Origin of the sequence: Pedobacter sp. (genome assembly GCF_965227205.1) — a bacterium.
Lineage (GTDB): Bacteria > Bacteroidota > Bacteroidia > Sphingobacteriales > Sphingobacteriaceae > Pedobacter.
The window spans coordinates 2,178,314-2,195,280 of sequence record NZ_OZ245727.1 but is presented as its reverse complement, the minus strand read 5'-3'; the positions used below and the strand labels follow the sequence as shown (position 1 = coordinate 2,195,280).

The window sequence follows — 16,967 nt, the reverse complement described above, 5'->3', positions numbered from 1 at the left end:
TTAAGCACTCAACTTACCCATTCTTCTTAAAACAACTCTAATTCTTGCTTCTAACTCAGCCGGATTAAATGGTTTTACAACAAAATCATCTGCTCCTGCATCAAGACATTTTATTCGCTTGTCAGAGCTTTCTTCGCCAGATAATATCAATATAGGAACAGAATTAAAGAAATCACTAACTTTAACTTGTTCAATTAATTCTAAGCCATTAAGTTTTGGAGTGTTTAAGTCGGCAATTATTAAATCAGGAATGTTTCCATTTTGCATAAATGCTAACGCATCCATTCCATTCGATCTTGTTTCAATTTCGTAAGCAGAACTTAAAATTTCCTCCAGTATTGCCTGCATAAAAACGTCATCTTCAACGATTAATATTTTTATTGTTCGGGAACCTGATAAACTCATTTTTTGGATTGCATAATTTAAAACCTCGGTGTTTAATACGTAAAAACCGAGAATAGGGTTTTAGTTATATTGATTTATTTGTTAAGCTAACAACTAGCAAAAACATAATAATTTAAGTTATGCTTTTTTAATAAAAAGAATTGTAGCCTTTAATCTAGATTGAGCGATTGATTTTCTTCTATATTTATTACTTCTGATTTTAAAATTAATTAATAACATCATTAATAAAATTTTACAAGTACTATAAAACACTGAAATAATGATAGATTGACTACGTTTTCAGGTAACTATAGTTTTAGGTATAATAGGGCGATGTTATTATGCAATAATAAAGAAAACATAAGGAATTACCAATTGAAATTTTAGCTAAATATTTTAAAGTAATATTTTTTGATGAAAAGTATAACAAACACACTTTTGAGCTGCTTTTGTTGGTTATTTAGTATGTTTTTTAGACGAAAAGCTTAAAAAAGTTTTCTTGCGGATTAATTACAATGTAAAAAGTGCAGGCGAAATAATTTTTTAATTTTTAAAGCCATATATTTAATCTTTTAAATTTTTGAAAAGCTAATTATTTGTAAAACGATTTTTTCTTCTCAAACAGTTTAAAACCGCTCTATTTCTAACGCTCAAATAAACTATTGTTGAAAAGCATGACTTCATCCCTTTTTTCATTTAATAAAGATCAACTCAACAGGTTATTTCCTTACCATATAGTTATTAATAAAGATTTAGTTATTAATGATTGTGGTGGTGGCTTATTAGAATTATATCAAAATCTTATAGGTCAATCTTTTATTCAAAATTTTATTATTGATGATAAAAATCTTCAGAATTTTAGTTTTGAAGATCTGATGTCTTTAAATAATCAACTATTAAGAGTTAAATCTATTTTCAATTTAAATAAAACCATCACAGGATATTTAGAAATCGGAAAAGATAATGGATGGTTATTATTTACTGGAAATTTAATTAGTGAATCAAAAACCAGTGATGCCGAAGTTAAATTTACCACCAGAGAGCAAAGAGAACAGTTATTAATTTTATCGCAAATTGCAGAAGTAAATACCAATACAGTAATTATTACAGATGCCGATGATTTGATTACCTGGGTAAATCAAAGTTTTACCAACATGACGGGTTATTCTTTTGATGAAGCTATTGGCAGAAAACCCGAATATCTTTTACACGGACCAGCAACAAGCCAAAATACACTCGATTATTTAAATAAGCAGGTTTCGAGAGGCGAATCTTTTAATGCAGATATTTATAATTATGCAAAATCTGGTAAACCATATTGGGCACGCATCAAAGGGCAACCAATTAACAACCAAAATGGAGAATTAACTGGATTCTTTGCGTTAATAGAAGATATTACTGTTGAGAAAGCAGCTCAGGAGCTTTTAAAAGAGTCAGAAAATCGCTTCAGGCTTGCGCTTGAAAAAATTGGAAATGTTTGGGAACATGATTTCATAACCGGGAAAACTTTTTTCTCAAAAACTAATAATGATTTTTGGGGATATACAGATAATGAATTAGCGGAAAGCGAATCTAATTGGTGGGATAGGGTACATAAAGATGATTTTCATCTTTTGGTACATAATTTCAAAAAATACCGTCGTGGTAGAATTGATTCGCATAGCGAAGAATATAGAATCTTACATAAAAACGGTGATATTAAGTGGGTTTTAGATCGTGGTGTAGTAATAGAGAAGGATGAAAGTGGCAGACCACTTAGAGTAGTAGGAACACATACCGATATTACTCCAATTAAAAGAACAGAACAGGAGCTCGAACAAAGGGTTAAACAGTTTAAATCGCTTTCTGAAAATATTCCTGGTGTAATTTACGAATACGAGTATCGCGAAGATGGTACTGATGGCTTAAGATACATTAGTCCGGCAATTGAGCGTGTATTTGGTATTACTGCCGATGATTTCTGGAATCAGAAGTATATAACTCCGAAAGATCAGCAAAGAATTAATGAAAAACAGCAACATAGTAGAAATACTTTGGAACCGTTTTATGATGAAACTGAAATAACAATACCAGGTTTAAGCACTCGATGGTATGCGGTTCACTCGTCTTATTCATATACCGATCAAGATAATAATGCAAAGGTTTTCACAGGCTTCATGTCTGATATTACAGAGCGAAAAAGTGTAGAGGAATCGTTAAGAATAAACGAGGAGAAATATCGAAGCATTTTAGCCAATATGAAACTTGGCTTGCTCGAAATTGATAATGGTGGACATATTACTTATGCAAACAATAGTTTTTGCTACATGAGCGGATATGCCATGCCCGAGTTAATTGGCAAAAGCGCTTCAGAATTGTTCTTGCCGGAAGGAAGACTAGAGAGCGAAAAAGAGAAATGGAAGAGCATTGAAAAAGGTTTAGCCGATGCTTATGAGGTAGAAACTCGTGATAAACAAGGTAACAAGAAATGGTGGTTAAGTAGTGGAGCGCCAAGATATAATGATAAGGCAGAACTTGCAGGTTCAATTGGTATTCACTTAGATATTACAGATAAAAAGAACCAGGAATTAGAGTTGGTTGATGCAAGGGTTGAGGCAGAACAATCTGCTCAATCCAAGGAAACATTTTTGGCCAATATGAGCCATGAAATTAGAACACCAATGAATGCCATTATGAGTATGGCAAATCAATTGGCAAAAACTAATCTTGAGCCACAGCAAGAATTTTACCTTGAAACCATACATACTGCATCAAAAAATTTATTGGTTATTATTAATGATGTTCTGGATCTTTCAAAAATTGATGCTGGTAAACTCAGTCTCGAGAATATTGGTTTTAACCTGATAGATGTATTGCAGAATGCAATGCAGGTAATTACGCACAAAGGCGAAGAAAAGGGACTAGACTTAAATAATTTCCATTTTGATGGTAACATCGCAAAGGTTTTAATAGGAGATCCTTATCGCTTAAATCAGGTTTTGCTTAACTTAATGACTAATGCTGTTAAGTTTACCGAAAAGGGCTCTGTTGATTTAATATGTAGAGTTATTGCCGATAAACCTAATTCTCAGGTTATTCATGTTTCTGTTGTTGATACCGGAATTGGTATGGAAGCATCATTTGTTAAACATTTGTTTGAGAAGTTTAGCCAAGAGTATGAATCTGTTAGCCGTAAATATGGTGGCACAGGTTTAGGTATGAGCATTTGTAAGGAGTTGATTGAGCAAATGGGCGGAGAGATATTTGTAGATAGCGTTAAAGGCTCAGGCACAACAATAGCATTTGTAATAGAATTCCAGAAAGGACAATCGGATGATGTACCAGAAAAAGCTGAAACTACATTTAGTGAAGACTTTTTACTTGGTAAAAAGATTTTGGTAACCGATGATAATGATTTAAATAGATTAGTAGCTTCAATTTTGCTTTTAGATTACGGGGCTACAGTAATGGTTGCAGAGAACGGAGAAATTGCACTCGATATGATTGAAAAGGAAACTTTCGATGTGATTTTGATGGACATTCAAATGCCCGTAATGAATGGTTACGATACAACCAGAAAAATCCGTAAAATGGGTAATAACATTCCAATTATAGCTCTAACTGCATCTGCAATTAAAGGCGAAAAGGAAAAGTGTTTATCTATGGGGATGAACGATTACATTACTAAACCAATTAATGAAGAAGATTTCTTGAAAACCATAGATAGATGGGTTAAACAAGAAGATATCAATACACCAAACAATGAAATAATGGAAGATGACGAGAATCAGGTTTTATATGATTTATCTACTTTAAGACAAATTAGTAAAGGGCGTGAAGCTTTTGTGAAAAAAATGGTAGATATGTTTTGCGAGCAAACACCATTATCTGTTAAAGAAATGATTGATGCATACCATGAAAATGACTTTGAGCAAATGGGTGCAATTGCACATAAACTAAAGCCCAGTATTGATAATTTAAATATCAGTTCATTGCAAAAAGTTATACGCGATATAGAAACGATTGGAAAGGAAGGATTAGATGGATCATCCTTGCCCGAAGCATTAAGGAATACTGAAGTAACCATTAATAAGGTAACCGCATTGCTTAAAGAAGAATTTCCAGATGAGATTGTTGACTAAATAAAAAAGGGTAAGCTTAAAAAACTTACCCTTTTTTATTTTAAATTATTTAATTAGCCAGCTTGCCAACTGTTCTCAAATATTCTTTTACGTTATCAAATACCGTACTTCTGCAGGCTCTAACAGCCGATTTCAGAGTTTCAATACGAACACCTAATCTATCTGCCCAGTAATTCTGGTCGTTTTCTTCCGCGATAGCAATGTACTCTTGATTAGTACTTACGGCAAATTGTTGATTTATCATATAGTTAACGTTTTCTCTTTTCGAGAAACAGTTAATGATGTAATTTGGTTTTAAAAATTTAAACTTTTTTGAGATTTAATTATCAGCTAAAATTAAGTTAATGCTTTCAAGTTCTTCGTTACTAAAGTTTGTGTTCTCTAACGCTTTTAAAGAATCTGTAATTTGTTCTGGCTTACTAGCGCCAATTAATACAGATGTTACACGTTTATCTTTAAGTAACCAAGCTATAGCCATTTGTGCAAGCTTTTGGTCTCGGCCTTTTGCAACATCATTTAATTTGGAAATTTTTGATAAAACTTCAGGTGTAAGGTTGTTTTCATTCAAAAATACACCGCTTGTTGCAACTCTTGAATCTGCCGGAATTCCGTGTAAATATTTATCTGTTAATAAACCTTGCGCTAATGGCGAAAAAGGAATACACCCAACACCATTTTCTTCCAAAACATCAAGCAAACCATCTTCAACCCAGCGCTCAAACATCGAATATTTAGGTTGATGAATTACACATTGCGTTCCGGCCTCTTTTAAAATTTTAAATGCTTTAGCAGCTTCTTCTGCCTGATAATTTGAAATGCCAACATACAAAGCCTTTCCTTGTTGTACAATTAAGCTTAAAGCGGCCATGGTTTCTTCTAATGGCGTTTCAGGATCTGGTCTGTGGTGATAAAAAATATCAACATAATCAAGTTTCATTCTTTTTAAACTTTGATCTAAACTGGAAACCAAGTATTTTTTCGAACCCCAATCGCCATAAGGACCATCCCACATTGTATAACCAGCTTTTGAAGATATTATCATTTCATCGCGATAGCTTTTAAAATTATCATTTAAAATTTTACCAAAATTTTCTTCAGCCGAACCTGGAGGCGGACCGTAATTATTGGCTAAATCGAAATGTGTAATACCTTGACTAAAAGCTGTAGCTATTAATTTATTGCTATTTTCAAGCATATTAACATGCCCGAAGTTATGCCATAAACCTAAAGATAGTTCAGGTAATTTTAATCCACTATTGCCGCTTCTACGGTAGGTCATTTTTTCGTAACGATTAGATAAATCTAGATTGCTCATTTTAAGATTATTTTTTGGGATTGATTTATTTAGTTTCTTAAGAAAGATAAGATTAATTAAAGCCTTCAAAGATTTACTTTACATTTTGCTTTATAAAAACCTGAGGATTATAAAAACGTTCGTTAAGCTGTTCATTATTCATTGTTAACCAACTGGCGCAGCCATAATCATCAAATTTTTTTCTAATTTCTAAATGGAGATGATGATAATCGCCACCATATTTTTTGCTTTCATCTTTTGTAAAAAGCCTGGCAAGTTTGGTATTAATATTTACTTGTTGCCCGGTATTTACGTAAACTTCTTTAAGATGTTTGTAGCTTGTGAAGGAAATTTGTCCGTTTTTTAATTTATGTTTAACAACAACTGTTTTTTGGTTTTCGCCTAAATGAATTGAACACACAACTCCGTTTGCCATTGAGTAAACGCTTATTAATTTAGTTTTTGGCTTGGTTGGATTAATATCTATTGCTGTATGGATATGCCCTTTTAAAAAGCTATCGCGATGATCGCCGAAAATACTAATGATTTTTATAGAGTTAATACTCTTTCTATTATCAGCTTCAAAGGGTAAAACCCAATTTTCGGCAATACTTGCTGGCGTTGCATCATTATAATAGGGCATCCATCTGTTTTTATCACTTTCTATTGTAGGTTTTTGTACGAAAAATAGGGTATAGAATAATAAATATAATATCCTCATAAAATCAATTTTTATTGAAGATAGAATTTCTACCCGATAAATCTAAGTGGTTTTCCTTTTAAGTTCTATAACAGTAATTTCAGGCCAAATGCCAATTCTGCCAGAGAAACCAATAAAACCAAAACCTCTATTTATATTCAAATATCTTCCATATTCAGTTTTTAAGCCAGCCCAATGTTTATATCTGTACTTAACCGGACTCCACTTAATGCCTAATGCTTCAATTCCAAATTGCATTCCATGCGTGTGACCTGCAAGTGTTAATTGAATTTTTGATGGATTTTGTTTTACCTGAGCTTCCCAGTGCGTCGGATCATGCGATAGCAAAATTTTAAAATCATCATTTTTAGTGTTGATAAGTGCTTTTTGCAAATCACCACGTTCGCCAAATCCAACGCCCCAGTTTTCTACACCAGCAAGAATAATTTTCTCACCATTTTTATGAATTTCGATGTGTTCATCAAGCAAAAGTTTAAAACCAATTTCGGCGTGATAATCTTTTAATTGTTGCAGGTTTTTAGTTTTATCATTTTCAGATGGCCACTTAATGTAATCGCCATAATCATGGTTGCCTAAAACTGAAAATTGCCCACAAGGAGCCTTTATTTGAGAAAAATGATTAATGTATGGTTTTATTTCTTCTGCAGAATTGTTAACCAAATCTCCTGTAAATACAAATAAATCACTTTTTTGTGCATTAATTAAATCTATACCTTTTTGTACCAAATTTGGTTTTGTGAAACTGCCTGCATGCACATCAGATATTTGTGTTAGCGTAAAACCATCAAATGCTTTAGGCAAATCATCGAAGTATAAAGTATGTTTAATTACTCTGTAAGCATATTTTCCACGTGTAATTCCATAAATAAACATCAGCACTGTTAAGGCAAACATTATCAATGAAAAGGTAATCCAGTTAGAATTTCGACCAACCCAATGAAAGCCTTCGGGTGCAAAGTTTGTAGCCATACCAAGAAAAAATCTATAGATATCGCCAAGTAGTAAAAAAACAGCAAAAATTAGTTCTGCAACAAATAAAATTAGAAAAGCATGCGAAGCAATAGTAAAAAAACGGTCGACACCATTTTTGCGCATTCGCCGAATGGCTATGATAATCGAAACAGTTAAGGCAAAAACTATAGACCAAAAAACAGGAACTAATATATTCGAACTTATTACCACAGCTAAACCTGTTAAAATGTAGCCATTTAAGAAGATAAATAGTATTGCTATTATTAAAAAGGGAAGAAGATTTATTTTTCTTTTCATCAATTAGATTTATGTTACAAGACAAAGTAAATCTAAAGATTAGAAAAAGAATAATATGTTATGGTGATTTGGTTTTTTTGGCTAAAGTTTGATTAATTATATTGCTCGTTTTCGGTTTTAGTCCATTTAAACATTATGTTTTTCAAATCGTCAAAGGTAAACGGTTTCGCTATAAAATCTCTCATTCCGGCATTTAAACATTCTTGTTTATCCTCTTCCATTGCATTAGCGCTGCAGCCAATTATTATCGGAGCAGTTTCATTCCTATCCTCGTAATTTTTTAAAATTTTGATCGTGGCAGAAACTCCATCCATCTCTGGCATTTGCATATCCATCAATATGATGTTGAAAAATTCATCTTCAATTTTTTTAACCGCCTCCAAACCATTATTTGCAACAGAAAATTTATAACCAGACTTCTGTAGCATTTTGGATGTAATAATTTGATTGAATACATTATCCTCAGCAATTAGTACATTCATGCCAGCTACCGGAAGATAGTTTTTAATAGAATTTACTGTGCTACTACCAATTTCTGTGCTTAATAAATACTTTTCGAAAGGCATTTTGAAAGTAAAAACAGAGCCTTTTCCTTTTGTACTTGATGCTGCAATATTTCCACTCATCATTTCTGCTAATTTACGGCAAATCACCAAGCCTAAACCTGCACCACCAAATTCACGGGCTATGTAGGGGTTAGCTTGCGAAAACGGCAAAAACAACTTCTTCATATCTTGCTCATCAATTCCTATTCCGGTATCCTTAATTATAGAAGTTATTGTATTAACATCGTTTTTAGTTTCAAGCTTTAGCTGTAAAGTAATATTTCCTTCTTTAGTAAACTTAATCGAGTTGCTTAAAAGGTTAATTATTACTTGTTTAAATTTTATTTCATCAGAAATTATCTTTTTAGGCAAATCATCATCAATAGTAAAACTGAAGTGTAAATTTTTGTTTTTTATTAACGGACGAACAATATTTTCAATATCAACAATTGATTTTCTTATGTCGAATGGACTCTTAAGAATGTCCATCTTATTTGCCTCAATCCGCGAAATATCAAGTAAATCGTTAACAATATCAACCATTATACTATTACTTGCCTGCAAGGTGTTTAATAATTGTAATTGTTCTTCATCAAGCTTGGTTAACTTCAATAATTCTGCGGCTCCAATTATTCCATTTAAAGGCGTTCTAATCTCGTGGCTCATGCTAGTTAAGAACCTTGATTTAGCTTTAGTCGCAGCTTCAGCTTCTTCCTTTGTTATAATAAGCTCTTATTGTGATGTTTCTAAACGCTGTTTACTTTTTAATAACAGAAAACGTTCATATTCTGTTACCTTTCTGTAAACCACTAGCATAAAAATCATCATGAACGACATATTAAGAAAAGCAAATAGAATATCTAATTTTCTTTCACGTTCGCTAGGGTAGGGAACTACAAAATTTGGATAATAATTTTCTATTAAAACACAGCTAACAGCTATGCTAAAGAAAATAAAGATAAACTTTATCCTATATTTTTTTGATAAGGACAGCATTGCAATGCTGTCCTTATCAAAAAAATATAGGTGTTGAACCCATTGAGCCGCCATTTAAAAACCATGCCGGGAGCATTGTAGCGCAATTGAAAATAAAATACCAGAAACGGCCGCACTCTTTTACTTTATCGGTAATTGCGAAATAATAAAAGGTTAAATGTACGGCTATATTAAAGAAGATAGTGAGATTGATAACCCAAGCTAATTGTAATATAATATTCATTACAATTGCCAATAAAGATACAATTGTTACGCACAGGCATAAAACAGCAAAGAGTTTAGATTCTATACTGATTTTTCGATTGCGTATATTTAATATCTTTATGCTTTTAAGCACTCTGTAAAATTTAATCTACAAAGATATTATAATTTAGGCATATTATATATATTGCCGTTATCAAAGTAATTGCCATTATTTTGTGCATTTTAAAATTATACTTAATTTATTAGCTTTGTACAAAATATGCTATCAAAAAAGACAAAATACGCCATAAAAGCACTTGTAGCTCTTGGTAAAAATGTAGAAAAACCACCTATGCAAATTTCAAAAATTGCTGAGGAGGAGCATATCCCTAAAAAATTCTTAGAGCAAATCCTCCTTGATTTGCGTAATGCAGGCTTTTTGTATAGTAAAAAAGGTGCAGGGGGCGGTTACAGCTTAAATAAAAAGCCTGAAGAAATTTTATTAGTGCAGGTTATGCGTGTTACAGATGGTCCGATTGCAATGGTGCCATGTGCAAGTATTAATTTTTATCACAAGTGTGATGAATGTGTTGACGAAAAAACTTGTGGAATTAGAAGTGCATTTATTGATGTTAGAGATGCCACACTTAAGGTTTTAAGCGAAACCAGCATTGCGGATGTTATCGGAAGAGAAGATAATTTAAAGCTCGGTATTAACAATATTTAAAGATTTATTTGCTTATTTATCAACGAATAAGCAAATTTTTTGAGAAAAATTACGACTATTCCTATATACTTTATATATTTGACAGATGAACATTAATTTTATATCTAATACATTATCATTCAAAATGATGCGCTGTTGTTTTAAAACATTGTAACAGAGGCTACACGAATAATTTATTAGGTATAAAATATTAAGATGCTTCTCAGTAATAGAGAGGCATTTTTTGAATAAAGCTAACAACACACTATGCAAAGTTTCAGAACAGAACTCGAAAACAATATTGTCGAGCAGGACATCATTGATTTAGAGAATAAGATTAAAGCTTTTCGAGATGGAACCATTCACGATGAGAAATTTAGAAGCTTACGTTTAGCCCGTGGGGTTTACGGGCAAAGGCAACCGGGCGTACAAATGATTCGTATTAAGTTGCCTTTCGGTAAGGTAACTTTTAAGCAATTATTGCGCATCGCCGATATTGCTGATGAATACGGAAGTGGCAATTTGCACTTAACAACCCGTCAAGATATTCAGTTGCATTATGTAAGTTTAGATAGAACACCTGAACTTTGGGCAAAGCTGGAGCAAGATGATATTACACTTCGTGAAGCTTGCGGAAATACGGTTCGTAACGTAACGGCATCGCCAAATTCTGGAATTGATAAAGATGAACCATTTGATGTTTCGCCTTATGCTCATGCAGTTTTCAAATACTTTTTGCGCAACCCGATTTGCCAGGAAATGGGTAGGAAGATTAAAATTTCTTTCTCATCTAGCGATAAGGACACCGCTTTCAGTTACATTCACGATTTAGGTTTTATTCCAAAAATTAACGAAGCAGGCGAACGTGGTTTTAAAGTTTTATTTGCAGGCGGGTTAGGTGCGCAACCATTTTTAGCAAGTGCCATTCACGATTTTCTACCTGAAGACCAATTGATTCCTTTCACTGAATCAGTTCTTCGTGTTTTCGACCGTTATGGCGAACGCAGCAATAGAAATAAGGCTCGCTTAAAATATCTGGTTCAGAAATTGGGCTTAGAAGAAGTTTTGCATTTGGTTGCCGAAGAGCGAATTGCCAACAAGGTAAAAACTTATACAATAGATAGAGATACAGTTCCTCAACCTGCTTTGCCTGCTGAGCAGGAGTATGCAGCAGTTGAAATCTTGAACGAAACGCATTATAAACATTGGTCAGCAACGAATGTTGTGGAGCAAAAGCAAGAAGGATTTTATTCTGTTTATGTAAAAGTTCAGGTTGGCGATATCAAAACAGATAAAGCAAGAGCTTTTGTTGATGCGATTAAACCTTACGTGGCCGATGAAATCAGGGTAACTCAAAATCAGGGATTGCTTTTAAAATTTGTGCGTAAAGAAGCCTTGCCATCATTATATGCAGCTTTAAATAAAATCGGTTACACAACGGCTGGTTTCGATAGTCTGGCAGATATTACCACTTGCCCAGGGACGGATACTTGTAATTTGGGTATTTCTAATTCGATGACTTTAGCCGAAGTTTTGGAAGATGTGATTTACACCGATTTTCCCGAATTTATCTACGAGAAAAATATTAAAATCAAAATCAGTGGCTGTATGAATTCTTGCGGTCAGCATGGTTTGGCGGAGATTGGTTTTCACGGCAGTTCGGTAAAAGCAGAGGGAAAAGTTGTTCCAGCTGTGCAAGTAATGCTTGGCGGCGGAACAGTTGGCAATGGCGTTGGTCGCGTTGCGGAGCGTGTAATTAAAGTGCCATCGAAAAGAGCAACCAGCGTTTTGCATTTCATTTTAAATGATTTTAAGGCAAATAACGACGAGAACGAAAACTTCCATCAATATTATGACCGAAAAGGGAAAGACCATTTTTATCAACTTTTAAAACCCTTGGCCGATTTAACCAATCTTCAGCAAGAAGAATTTGTAGACTGGGGCCATGTAGAGCAATTTGTTACGGCAATTGGTGTTGGCGAATGTGCGGGTGTCGTGATTGATTTAGTAGCGACTTTGTTGCTAGAAGCAGATGAAAAATTCGGTTGGGCAAAGCAAAATTTAGATAAAGGCGCTTATGCTGATGCCATTTATCACACTTACGCAACCTTTGTGAGTGCTGCAAAATCATTGCTTTTAGATAAAGGTGTGAACAGCAGTACGCAGGTTGGGGTAATCAGAGAGTTCGATAATCACTATGTGGAAAGTGGCGAATTTAATTTGCCGACAAATTTTTCCGATTTGGTTTTACAAATCAATAAAAACGAGCCAACAGCCGAATTTGCAGCAAAATATTTTAGCGAAGCGGAGGCTTTTTTAAGTCAGATTAAGGAAAAAAGAGCAGTAGGGGTGAAGTAAGGAATTAGTGAATGTGAGAATGAGTGAATATGTATGTCGTTAGAAAAACATTCTCTCAATCAATCATTCAAAATTCAATAATTAGAAAAAAAATGGTTAATCAAAATAAAGAATCAAAAATTACGCTTTTAGGTGCTGGTCCTGGCGACCCGGATTTGTTAACTTTAAAAGGTGTTAAAGCTTTGCAGGCTGCAGATGTGGTTTTATATGACGCTTTAACAAATGAGGCATTGTTAGAACACGCACCGGCCGAAGCAAGAAAGGTTTACGTTGGCAAACGTTCTGGCGAACACTCTTATCCGCAGGAAACCATCAATAAATTAATGATTGATTATGCCTTAAACTATGGTCATGTGGTGCGTTTAAAAGGCGGCGACCCATTTGTTTTTGGCAGGGGATATGAAGAGTTGGACTATGCGGCATCCTATAGCATTCCGGTTGATGTTATTCCTGGTATTTCGAGTTCAATTGGTGTTCCGGGGTTACAACAAATTCCCGTAACGCATCGCGGATTAAGCGAAAGTTTTTGGGTAATTACGGGTACTACAACATCAAGAGAAGTTTCAAATGATATTTACCAGGCAGCTCAATCAAATGCTACGGTTTTAGTTTTAATGGGATTGAAAAAGCTTTCCAAAATTGTCGAAATTTTTAAAGCTGAAAATAAACATCATTTGCCGGTAGCAGTGGTTCAAAATGGTTCATCAGCTGATGAAAAATTGGTGATTGGCGTTGTAGAAACCATCGAAAATCTGGTTCAGCAAGAAAATGTTAAAGCGCCCGCATTATTAATTTTTGGTGAAGTTGTCTCTTTACATCCATCGTTTAAAAACTTAGTAAAACAGTATGCAAGTATTGCCTAATCAATCTAATAGTGAAACAACTTTCTCCGAAGAAGAGAAAGGAAATCAGCTTTTTCCAGTTTTTATCAAGCTGAATAAGCTGCGTACATTATTAATTGGTGCAGGAAATATTGGGCTTGAAAAGTTAACAGCCATTGTTAACAACAGCCATCAGGCCAAAATTACCATCGTTGCCGAAACTATTTCAGAAGAAGTTTATACGCTTATTGCAAATTATCCTCAGATAAAAGTGAAGCAGAAAAGTTTCGATATTTCTGATTTAGAAAATATCGACATCGTTTTTGCAGCAACAAACAATAATATTTTAAACGAAGAGATTAGAAAAGTTACCCATGAAAAAGGTCTGCTCATCAATGTGGCGGATAAACCTGATTTATGTGACTTTTATTTGGGTTCAATTGTTCAAAAAGGCGATTTAAAAATTGCCATTTCCACTAACGGTAAATCCCCAACCATTGCAAAGCGATTAAAACAGATTTTAAGCGAGGGCATTCCTGCCGAACTGGATGAAACATTGCAAAATATGAGTGCGCTGCGTCAAACTTTAAACGGCGATTTCTCAGCAAAGGTTAAGAAGCTAAATAAGGTTACGCAGAGTTTAATCAATCCTCGGAAAAGTTTTGCTGAACGCAATATTAAGTGGCTGATTTGGGCTGCGGCGATTTTATTAATTGGTTCAATCGGTTTTACCCTTTGGAATACAGAACCAGAATTTCAAACCTTTTTAATCAACATCGACCCATTATTTTATTGGTTTTTAGGCGCCGGATTTATATTTGCGCTGGTCGATGGAGCAATCGGAATGTCGTATGGTGTAACAACCGCTTCATTTTCATTGGCAATGGGTTTGCCACCTGCATCAGCAAGTATGGCCATCCATATTTCTGAGGTTTTAAGTAATGGAATTGCCGGCTGGATGCACTACAGAATGGGTAATGTTAACTGGAAATTATTTAAAATCTTAATCATTCCAGCCATTGTTGGAGCGGTTTTGGGCGCATATATTTTATCATCATTAGAACATTATAGCGCTTATGTTAAGCCAGTAGTTGGCGTTTACACCTTAATTTTAGGTGGGATAATTTTGATGAAAGCCTTTAACATCAAAAGAAAAAAGGGCGATAAAAAAATTAAGAAAATCGGGTTTTTGGGTTTTGTTGGTGGTTTTATCGATGCGGCATTTGGTGGTGGCTGGGGTTCAATTGTACTTTCAAGCTTAATTGCAGGCGGTCGCCATCCATTATTTTCGTTGGGAACCGTAAAAATCAGCAGATTTTTCATTGCTACTTTGAGTTCCTTAACTTTTTTCACGATGTTAGGCGGCAAATACTGGGAAGCGGTTGTCGGTTTAATTATCGGTAGCGCAATAGCTTCGCCAATTGCAGCAAGGGTTTCAAACAAAATTTCGGCAAAAACCATTATGGTTGCTGTAGGGATTATTGTAATGATTGTAAGCTTGCGCAGTGTAATTCTATTTATTTTAAAATTGATTTAGTGATGAGATTAGAGGAGTTAAAAACTGAACTTCAGGGATTAAATACGATAGATAAATTAAAATATCTGGCAAATCAATATGCAGATAAAATCATTTTTTCAACCAGTTTTGGTTGGGAAGACCAGGCCATTACGCATTTAATTTTCGAAAATAATATTCCTATAAAAGTGTTTACACTGGAAACAGGACGACTTTTTCCGGAAACCTATTACGTTTGGAACCGTACGTTAGAAGTTTATAATAAACCGATTCATGCTTATTATCCTAAAAACGAACTGTTGCAGGATATGGTCAATACAAAAGGGCCAAATAGCTTTTACGAATCGGTAGAAAATAGAAAAGAATGTTGTTACATCCGTAAAATTGAACCTTTAAAAAGAGCTTTAACGGGTAACGAGATTTGGGTAACGGGAATCAGGGCTGAGCAGAGCCCAAACCGTGAGGACATGCATGATTTGGAGTGGGATGAAGGGAATCAGTTAGTGAAATTCCACCCGATATTCGATTGGACTTTAGATGATGTGAAAACCTATATCAAAGAAAATAACATCGTTTACAATACCTTACACGATAAAGGTTTTCCGAGTATAGGCTGTGCACCCTGTACAAGAGCAGTACAACCAGGCGAAGATTTTAGAGCAGGAAGATGGTGGTGGGAAGACCAAAGCAAAAAAGAATGTGGGTTGCACGCGATGGAGAAAGCTTAAAGGATAAGGCTGAAAGCGGAAAGTTCAAAGCTGAAAGCGAAAAGTTGAAGGCCTAAAGTTTGCAACTTAGACGGCAAACTATGAGGGGTTTCCCCCTTTGGAGGGGGCAGGGGGAGGAAACTAAAAACCTCTCCCTGTGAAAGGAAATCTTAGCACGCAGTTAACTGCATCCCTCTCCTTGAAGAGAGGGAAATGATAGGGTAGTGTTTTGAACCTAGGTAGCGGAAAAAACTTTAATTCCCCTCTTCAAGGAGGGGGAAAGTACAAAACAAGCCAAAGCCCAAACATTAATAGGGGGAGGTTTATAAGCCTAATTGAAAGGGCAATAATATTAACAATAACAACAAATAAGTTGAACGAGGAACATTCCAACATTCAACAATCAAACATTACAACATTTTTTTAAATGAGTACATATAATTTTGATTACCTAGATGAACTGGAGGCCGAGGCCATTCACATTTTACGTGAAGTGGCGGGGCAATTTGAGAAACCTGCCTTGCTATTTTCTGGCGGAAAAGACTCCATAACTTTGGTTCGTTTGGCAGAGAAAGCTTTTCGTCCGGGTAAATTCCCTTTTCCATTGGTTCATATTGATACTGGCCACAATTTTGAAGAAACTATCACTTACCGTGATAAAATGATTGAAAGAATCGGAGAACGGTTAATCGTTGGTTCTGTTCAAGAATCTATCGACCAAGGCAAAGTGATAGAACAAACGGGTAAAAACGCCAGTAGAAACGCTTTACAAACCGTTACTTTATTAGATACTATTGCTAAACACCAGTTTGATGCTTGTATCGGTGGTGCCCGTAGAGACGAAGAAAAAGCAAGAGCAAAAGAACGCATTTTTTCCGTTCGCGATGAGTTCGGACAATGGGACCCGAAACGCCAACGCCCGGAGCTTTGGAACATTTACAACGGTAAAATCCATAAAGGCGAAAACGTTCGTGTTTTCCCAATTAGCAACTGGACCGAACTCGACGTTTGGAATTACATCCGCAGAGAAAAAATAGAATTACCAAGTATTTATTTCTCACACGAGCGTGAAGTAATTACCAGAAACGGTCAGTTAATGGCTGCATCGCCATTTTTAAATATGGATGAAGAGGATTTTATTTTCCGCAAACAAGTACGTTTCCGTACAGTTGGCGATATGTCTTGCACTGCTGCGGTAGAATCGGAAGCTACTTTAATTGATGATATTATTGCAGAAATCAGCGAATCAAAAATCTCAGAGCGTGGCGCACGTTTAGACGATAAAGTTTCTGAAGCCGCAATGGAGGATAGGAAAAAGGGCGGATATTTTTAATGTAGTTGGTTAG

Annotated in this window: 13 protein-coding genes; 7 read left to right on the top strand and 6 right to left on the bottom strand. The window is 34.8% G+C overall.

What is annotated here, in order from left to right:
- A complete protein-coding gene (locus ACO05K_RS09280; protein WP_316739382.1) occupies positions 1-405 on the bottom strand; it encodes a response regulator transcription factor in 405 nt (134 codons plus the stop codon).
- Between the two features lie 653 nt (positions 406-1,058).
- On the opposite strand from ACO05K_RS09280, the gene ACO05K_RS09275 reads away from it, so the two are divergent.
- Positions 1,059-4,505: a PAS domain S-box protein gene (locus ACO05K_RS09275; protein ID WP_421944162.1), complete on the top strand. Its 3,447-nt coding sequence runs from the start codon at positions 1,059-1,061 to the stop codon at positions 4,503-4,505.
- 49 nt (positions 4,506-4,554) lie between these two features.
- Here ACO05K_RS09275 and ACO05K_RS09270 read toward each other — a convergent pair whose 3' ends face one another.
- The 5 genes from ACO05K_RS09270 to ACO05K_RS09250 all read right to left on the bottom strand — a co-directional run bounded on the left by ACO05K_RS09270 (position 4,555) and on the right by ACO05K_RS09250 (position 9,057).
- Positions 4,555-4,749, bottom strand: coding sequence for a DUF3606 domain-containing protein (locus tag ACO05K_RS09270; RefSeq protein ID WP_421944161.1), 195 nt, complete (start codon positions 4,747-4,749; stop codon positions 4,555-4,557).
- A gap of 75 nt (positions 4,750-4,824) precedes the next feature.
- Entirely contained in the window at positions 4,825-5,820 is a 996-nt protein-coding gene (gene mgrA, locus ACO05K_RS09265) for an L-glyceraldehyde 3-phosphate reductase (RefSeq protein ID WP_421944160.1), read from the bottom strand.
- A gap of 73 nt (positions 5,821-5,893) precedes the next feature.
- Positions 5,894-6,520, bottom strand: coding sequence for a M23 family metallopeptidase (locus ACO05K_RS09260; RefSeq protein ID WP_421944159.1), 627 nt, complete (start codon positions 6,518-6,520; stop codon positions 5,894-5,896).
- Positions 6,521-6,562: 42 nt separating this feature from the next.
- The gene (locus tag ACO05K_RS09255; RefSeq protein ID WP_421944158.1) at positions 6,563-7,789 is read right to left on the bottom strand and encodes a metallophosphoesterase; all 1,227 of its coding nucleotides are present in this window, start codon (positions 7,787-7,789) and stop codon (positions 6,563-6,565) included.
- 92 nt (positions 7,790-7,881) lie between these two features.
- Positions 7,882-9,057, bottom strand: a complete 1,176-nt coding sequence (locus ACO05K_RS09250; protein WP_421946289.1) for an ATP-binding protein — start codon at positions 9,055-9,057, stop codon at positions 7,882-7,884.
- 736 nt (positions 9,058-9,793) lie between these two features.
- Between ACO05K_RS09250 and ACO05K_RS09245 the strand changes: the two genes are divergently transcribed.
- The 6 genes from ACO05K_RS09245 (at position 9,794) to cysD (ending at position 16,954) form a co-directional block, all read left to right on the top strand.
- Positions 9,794-10,240 (top strand): RrF2 family transcriptional regulator, encoded by a 447-nt coding sequence (locus ACO05K_RS09245; protein WP_421944157.1) that lies wholly within the window; start codon positions 9,794-9,796, stop codon positions 10,238-10,240.
- Positions 10,241-10,486: 246 nt separating this feature from the next.
- Positions 10,487-12,577 carry a nitrite reductase gene (locus tag ACO05K_RS09240; RefSeq protein ID WP_421944156.1) on the top strand — a complete coding sequence of 697 codons (2,091 nt, stop codon included), beginning with the start codon at positions 10,487-10,489 and terminating at the stop codon, positions 12,575-12,577.
- A 92-nt stretch (positions 12,578-12,669) separates the two neighbouring features.
- Positions 12,670-13,440, top strand: a complete 771-nt coding sequence (gene cobA, locus ACO05K_RS09235) for a uroporphyrinogen-III C-methyltransferase (RefSeq protein ID WP_421944155.1) — start codon at positions 12,670-12,672, stop codon at positions 13,438-13,440.
- A complete protein-coding gene (locus ACO05K_RS09230) occupies positions 13,424-14,935 on the top strand; it encodes a TSUP family transporter (RefSeq protein ID WP_421944154.1) in 1,512 nt (503 codons plus the stop codon). The genes cobA and ACO05K_RS09230 overlap by 17 nt, the downstream gene beginning before the upstream one ends.
- Before the next feature lie 2 nt (positions 14,936-14,937).
- A complete protein-coding gene (locus tag ACO05K_RS09225) occupies positions 14,938-15,642 on the top strand; it encodes a phosphoadenylyl-sulfate reductase (protein WP_421944153.1) in 705 nt (234 codons plus the stop codon).
- A 406-nt stretch (positions 15,643-16,048) separates the two neighbouring features.
- On the top strand, positions 16,049-16,954 hold the full coding sequence (gene cysD, locus ACO05K_RS09220) for a sulfate adenylyltransferase subunit CysD (protein WP_421944152.1): 906 nt from the start codon (positions 16,049-16,051) through the stop codon (positions 16,952-16,954).
- The last annotated feature ends 13 nt before the right edge of the window (positions 16,955-16,967 follow it).

Coding starts and splice junctions, on each gene's coding strand:
- ACO05K_RS09280 (WP_316739382.1), bottom strand. CDS start 405: ATGAGTTTATCAGGTTCCCGAACAATAAAAATATTAATCGTTGAAGAT.
- ACO05K_RS09275 (WP_421944162.1), top strand. CDS start 1,059: ATGACTTCATCCCTTTTTTCATTTAATAAAGATCAACTCAACAGGTTA.
- ACO05K_RS09270 (WP_421944161.1), bottom strand. CDS start 4,749: ATGATAAATCAACAATTTGCCGTAAGTACTAATCAAGAGTACATTGCT.
- mgrA (WP_421944160.1), bottom strand. CDS start 5,820: ATGAGCAATCTAGATTTATCTAATCGTTACGAAAAAATGACCTACCGT.
- ACO05K_RS09260 (WP_421944159.1), bottom strand. CDS start 6,520: ATGAGGATATTATATTTATTATTCTATACCCTATTTTTCGTACAAAAA.
- ACO05K_RS09255 (WP_421944158.1), bottom strand. CDS start 7,789: ATGAAAAGAAAAATAAATCTTCTTCCCTTTTTAATAATAGCAATACTA.
- ACO05K_RS09245 (WP_421944157.1), top strand. CDS start 9,794: ATGCTATCAAAAAAGACAAAATACGCCATAAAAGCACTTGTAGCTCTT.
- ACO05K_RS09240 (WP_421944156.1), top strand. CDS start 10,487: ATGCAAAGTTTCAGAACAGAACTCGAAAACAATATTGTCGAGCAGGAC.
- cobA (WP_421944155.1), top strand. CDS start 12,670: ATGGTTAATCAAAATAAAGAATCAAAAATTACGCTTTTAGGTGCTGGT.
- ACO05K_RS09230 (WP_421944154.1), top strand. CDS start 13,424: ATGCAAGTATTGCCTAATCAATCTAATAGTGAAACAACTTTCTCCGAA.
- ACO05K_RS09225 (WP_421944153.1), top strand. CDS start 14,938: ATGAGATTAGAGGAGTTAAAAACTGAACTTCAGGGATTAAATACGATA.
- cysD (WP_421944152.1), top strand. CDS start 16,049: ATGAGTACATATAATTTTGATTACCTAGATGAACTGGAGGCCGAGGCC.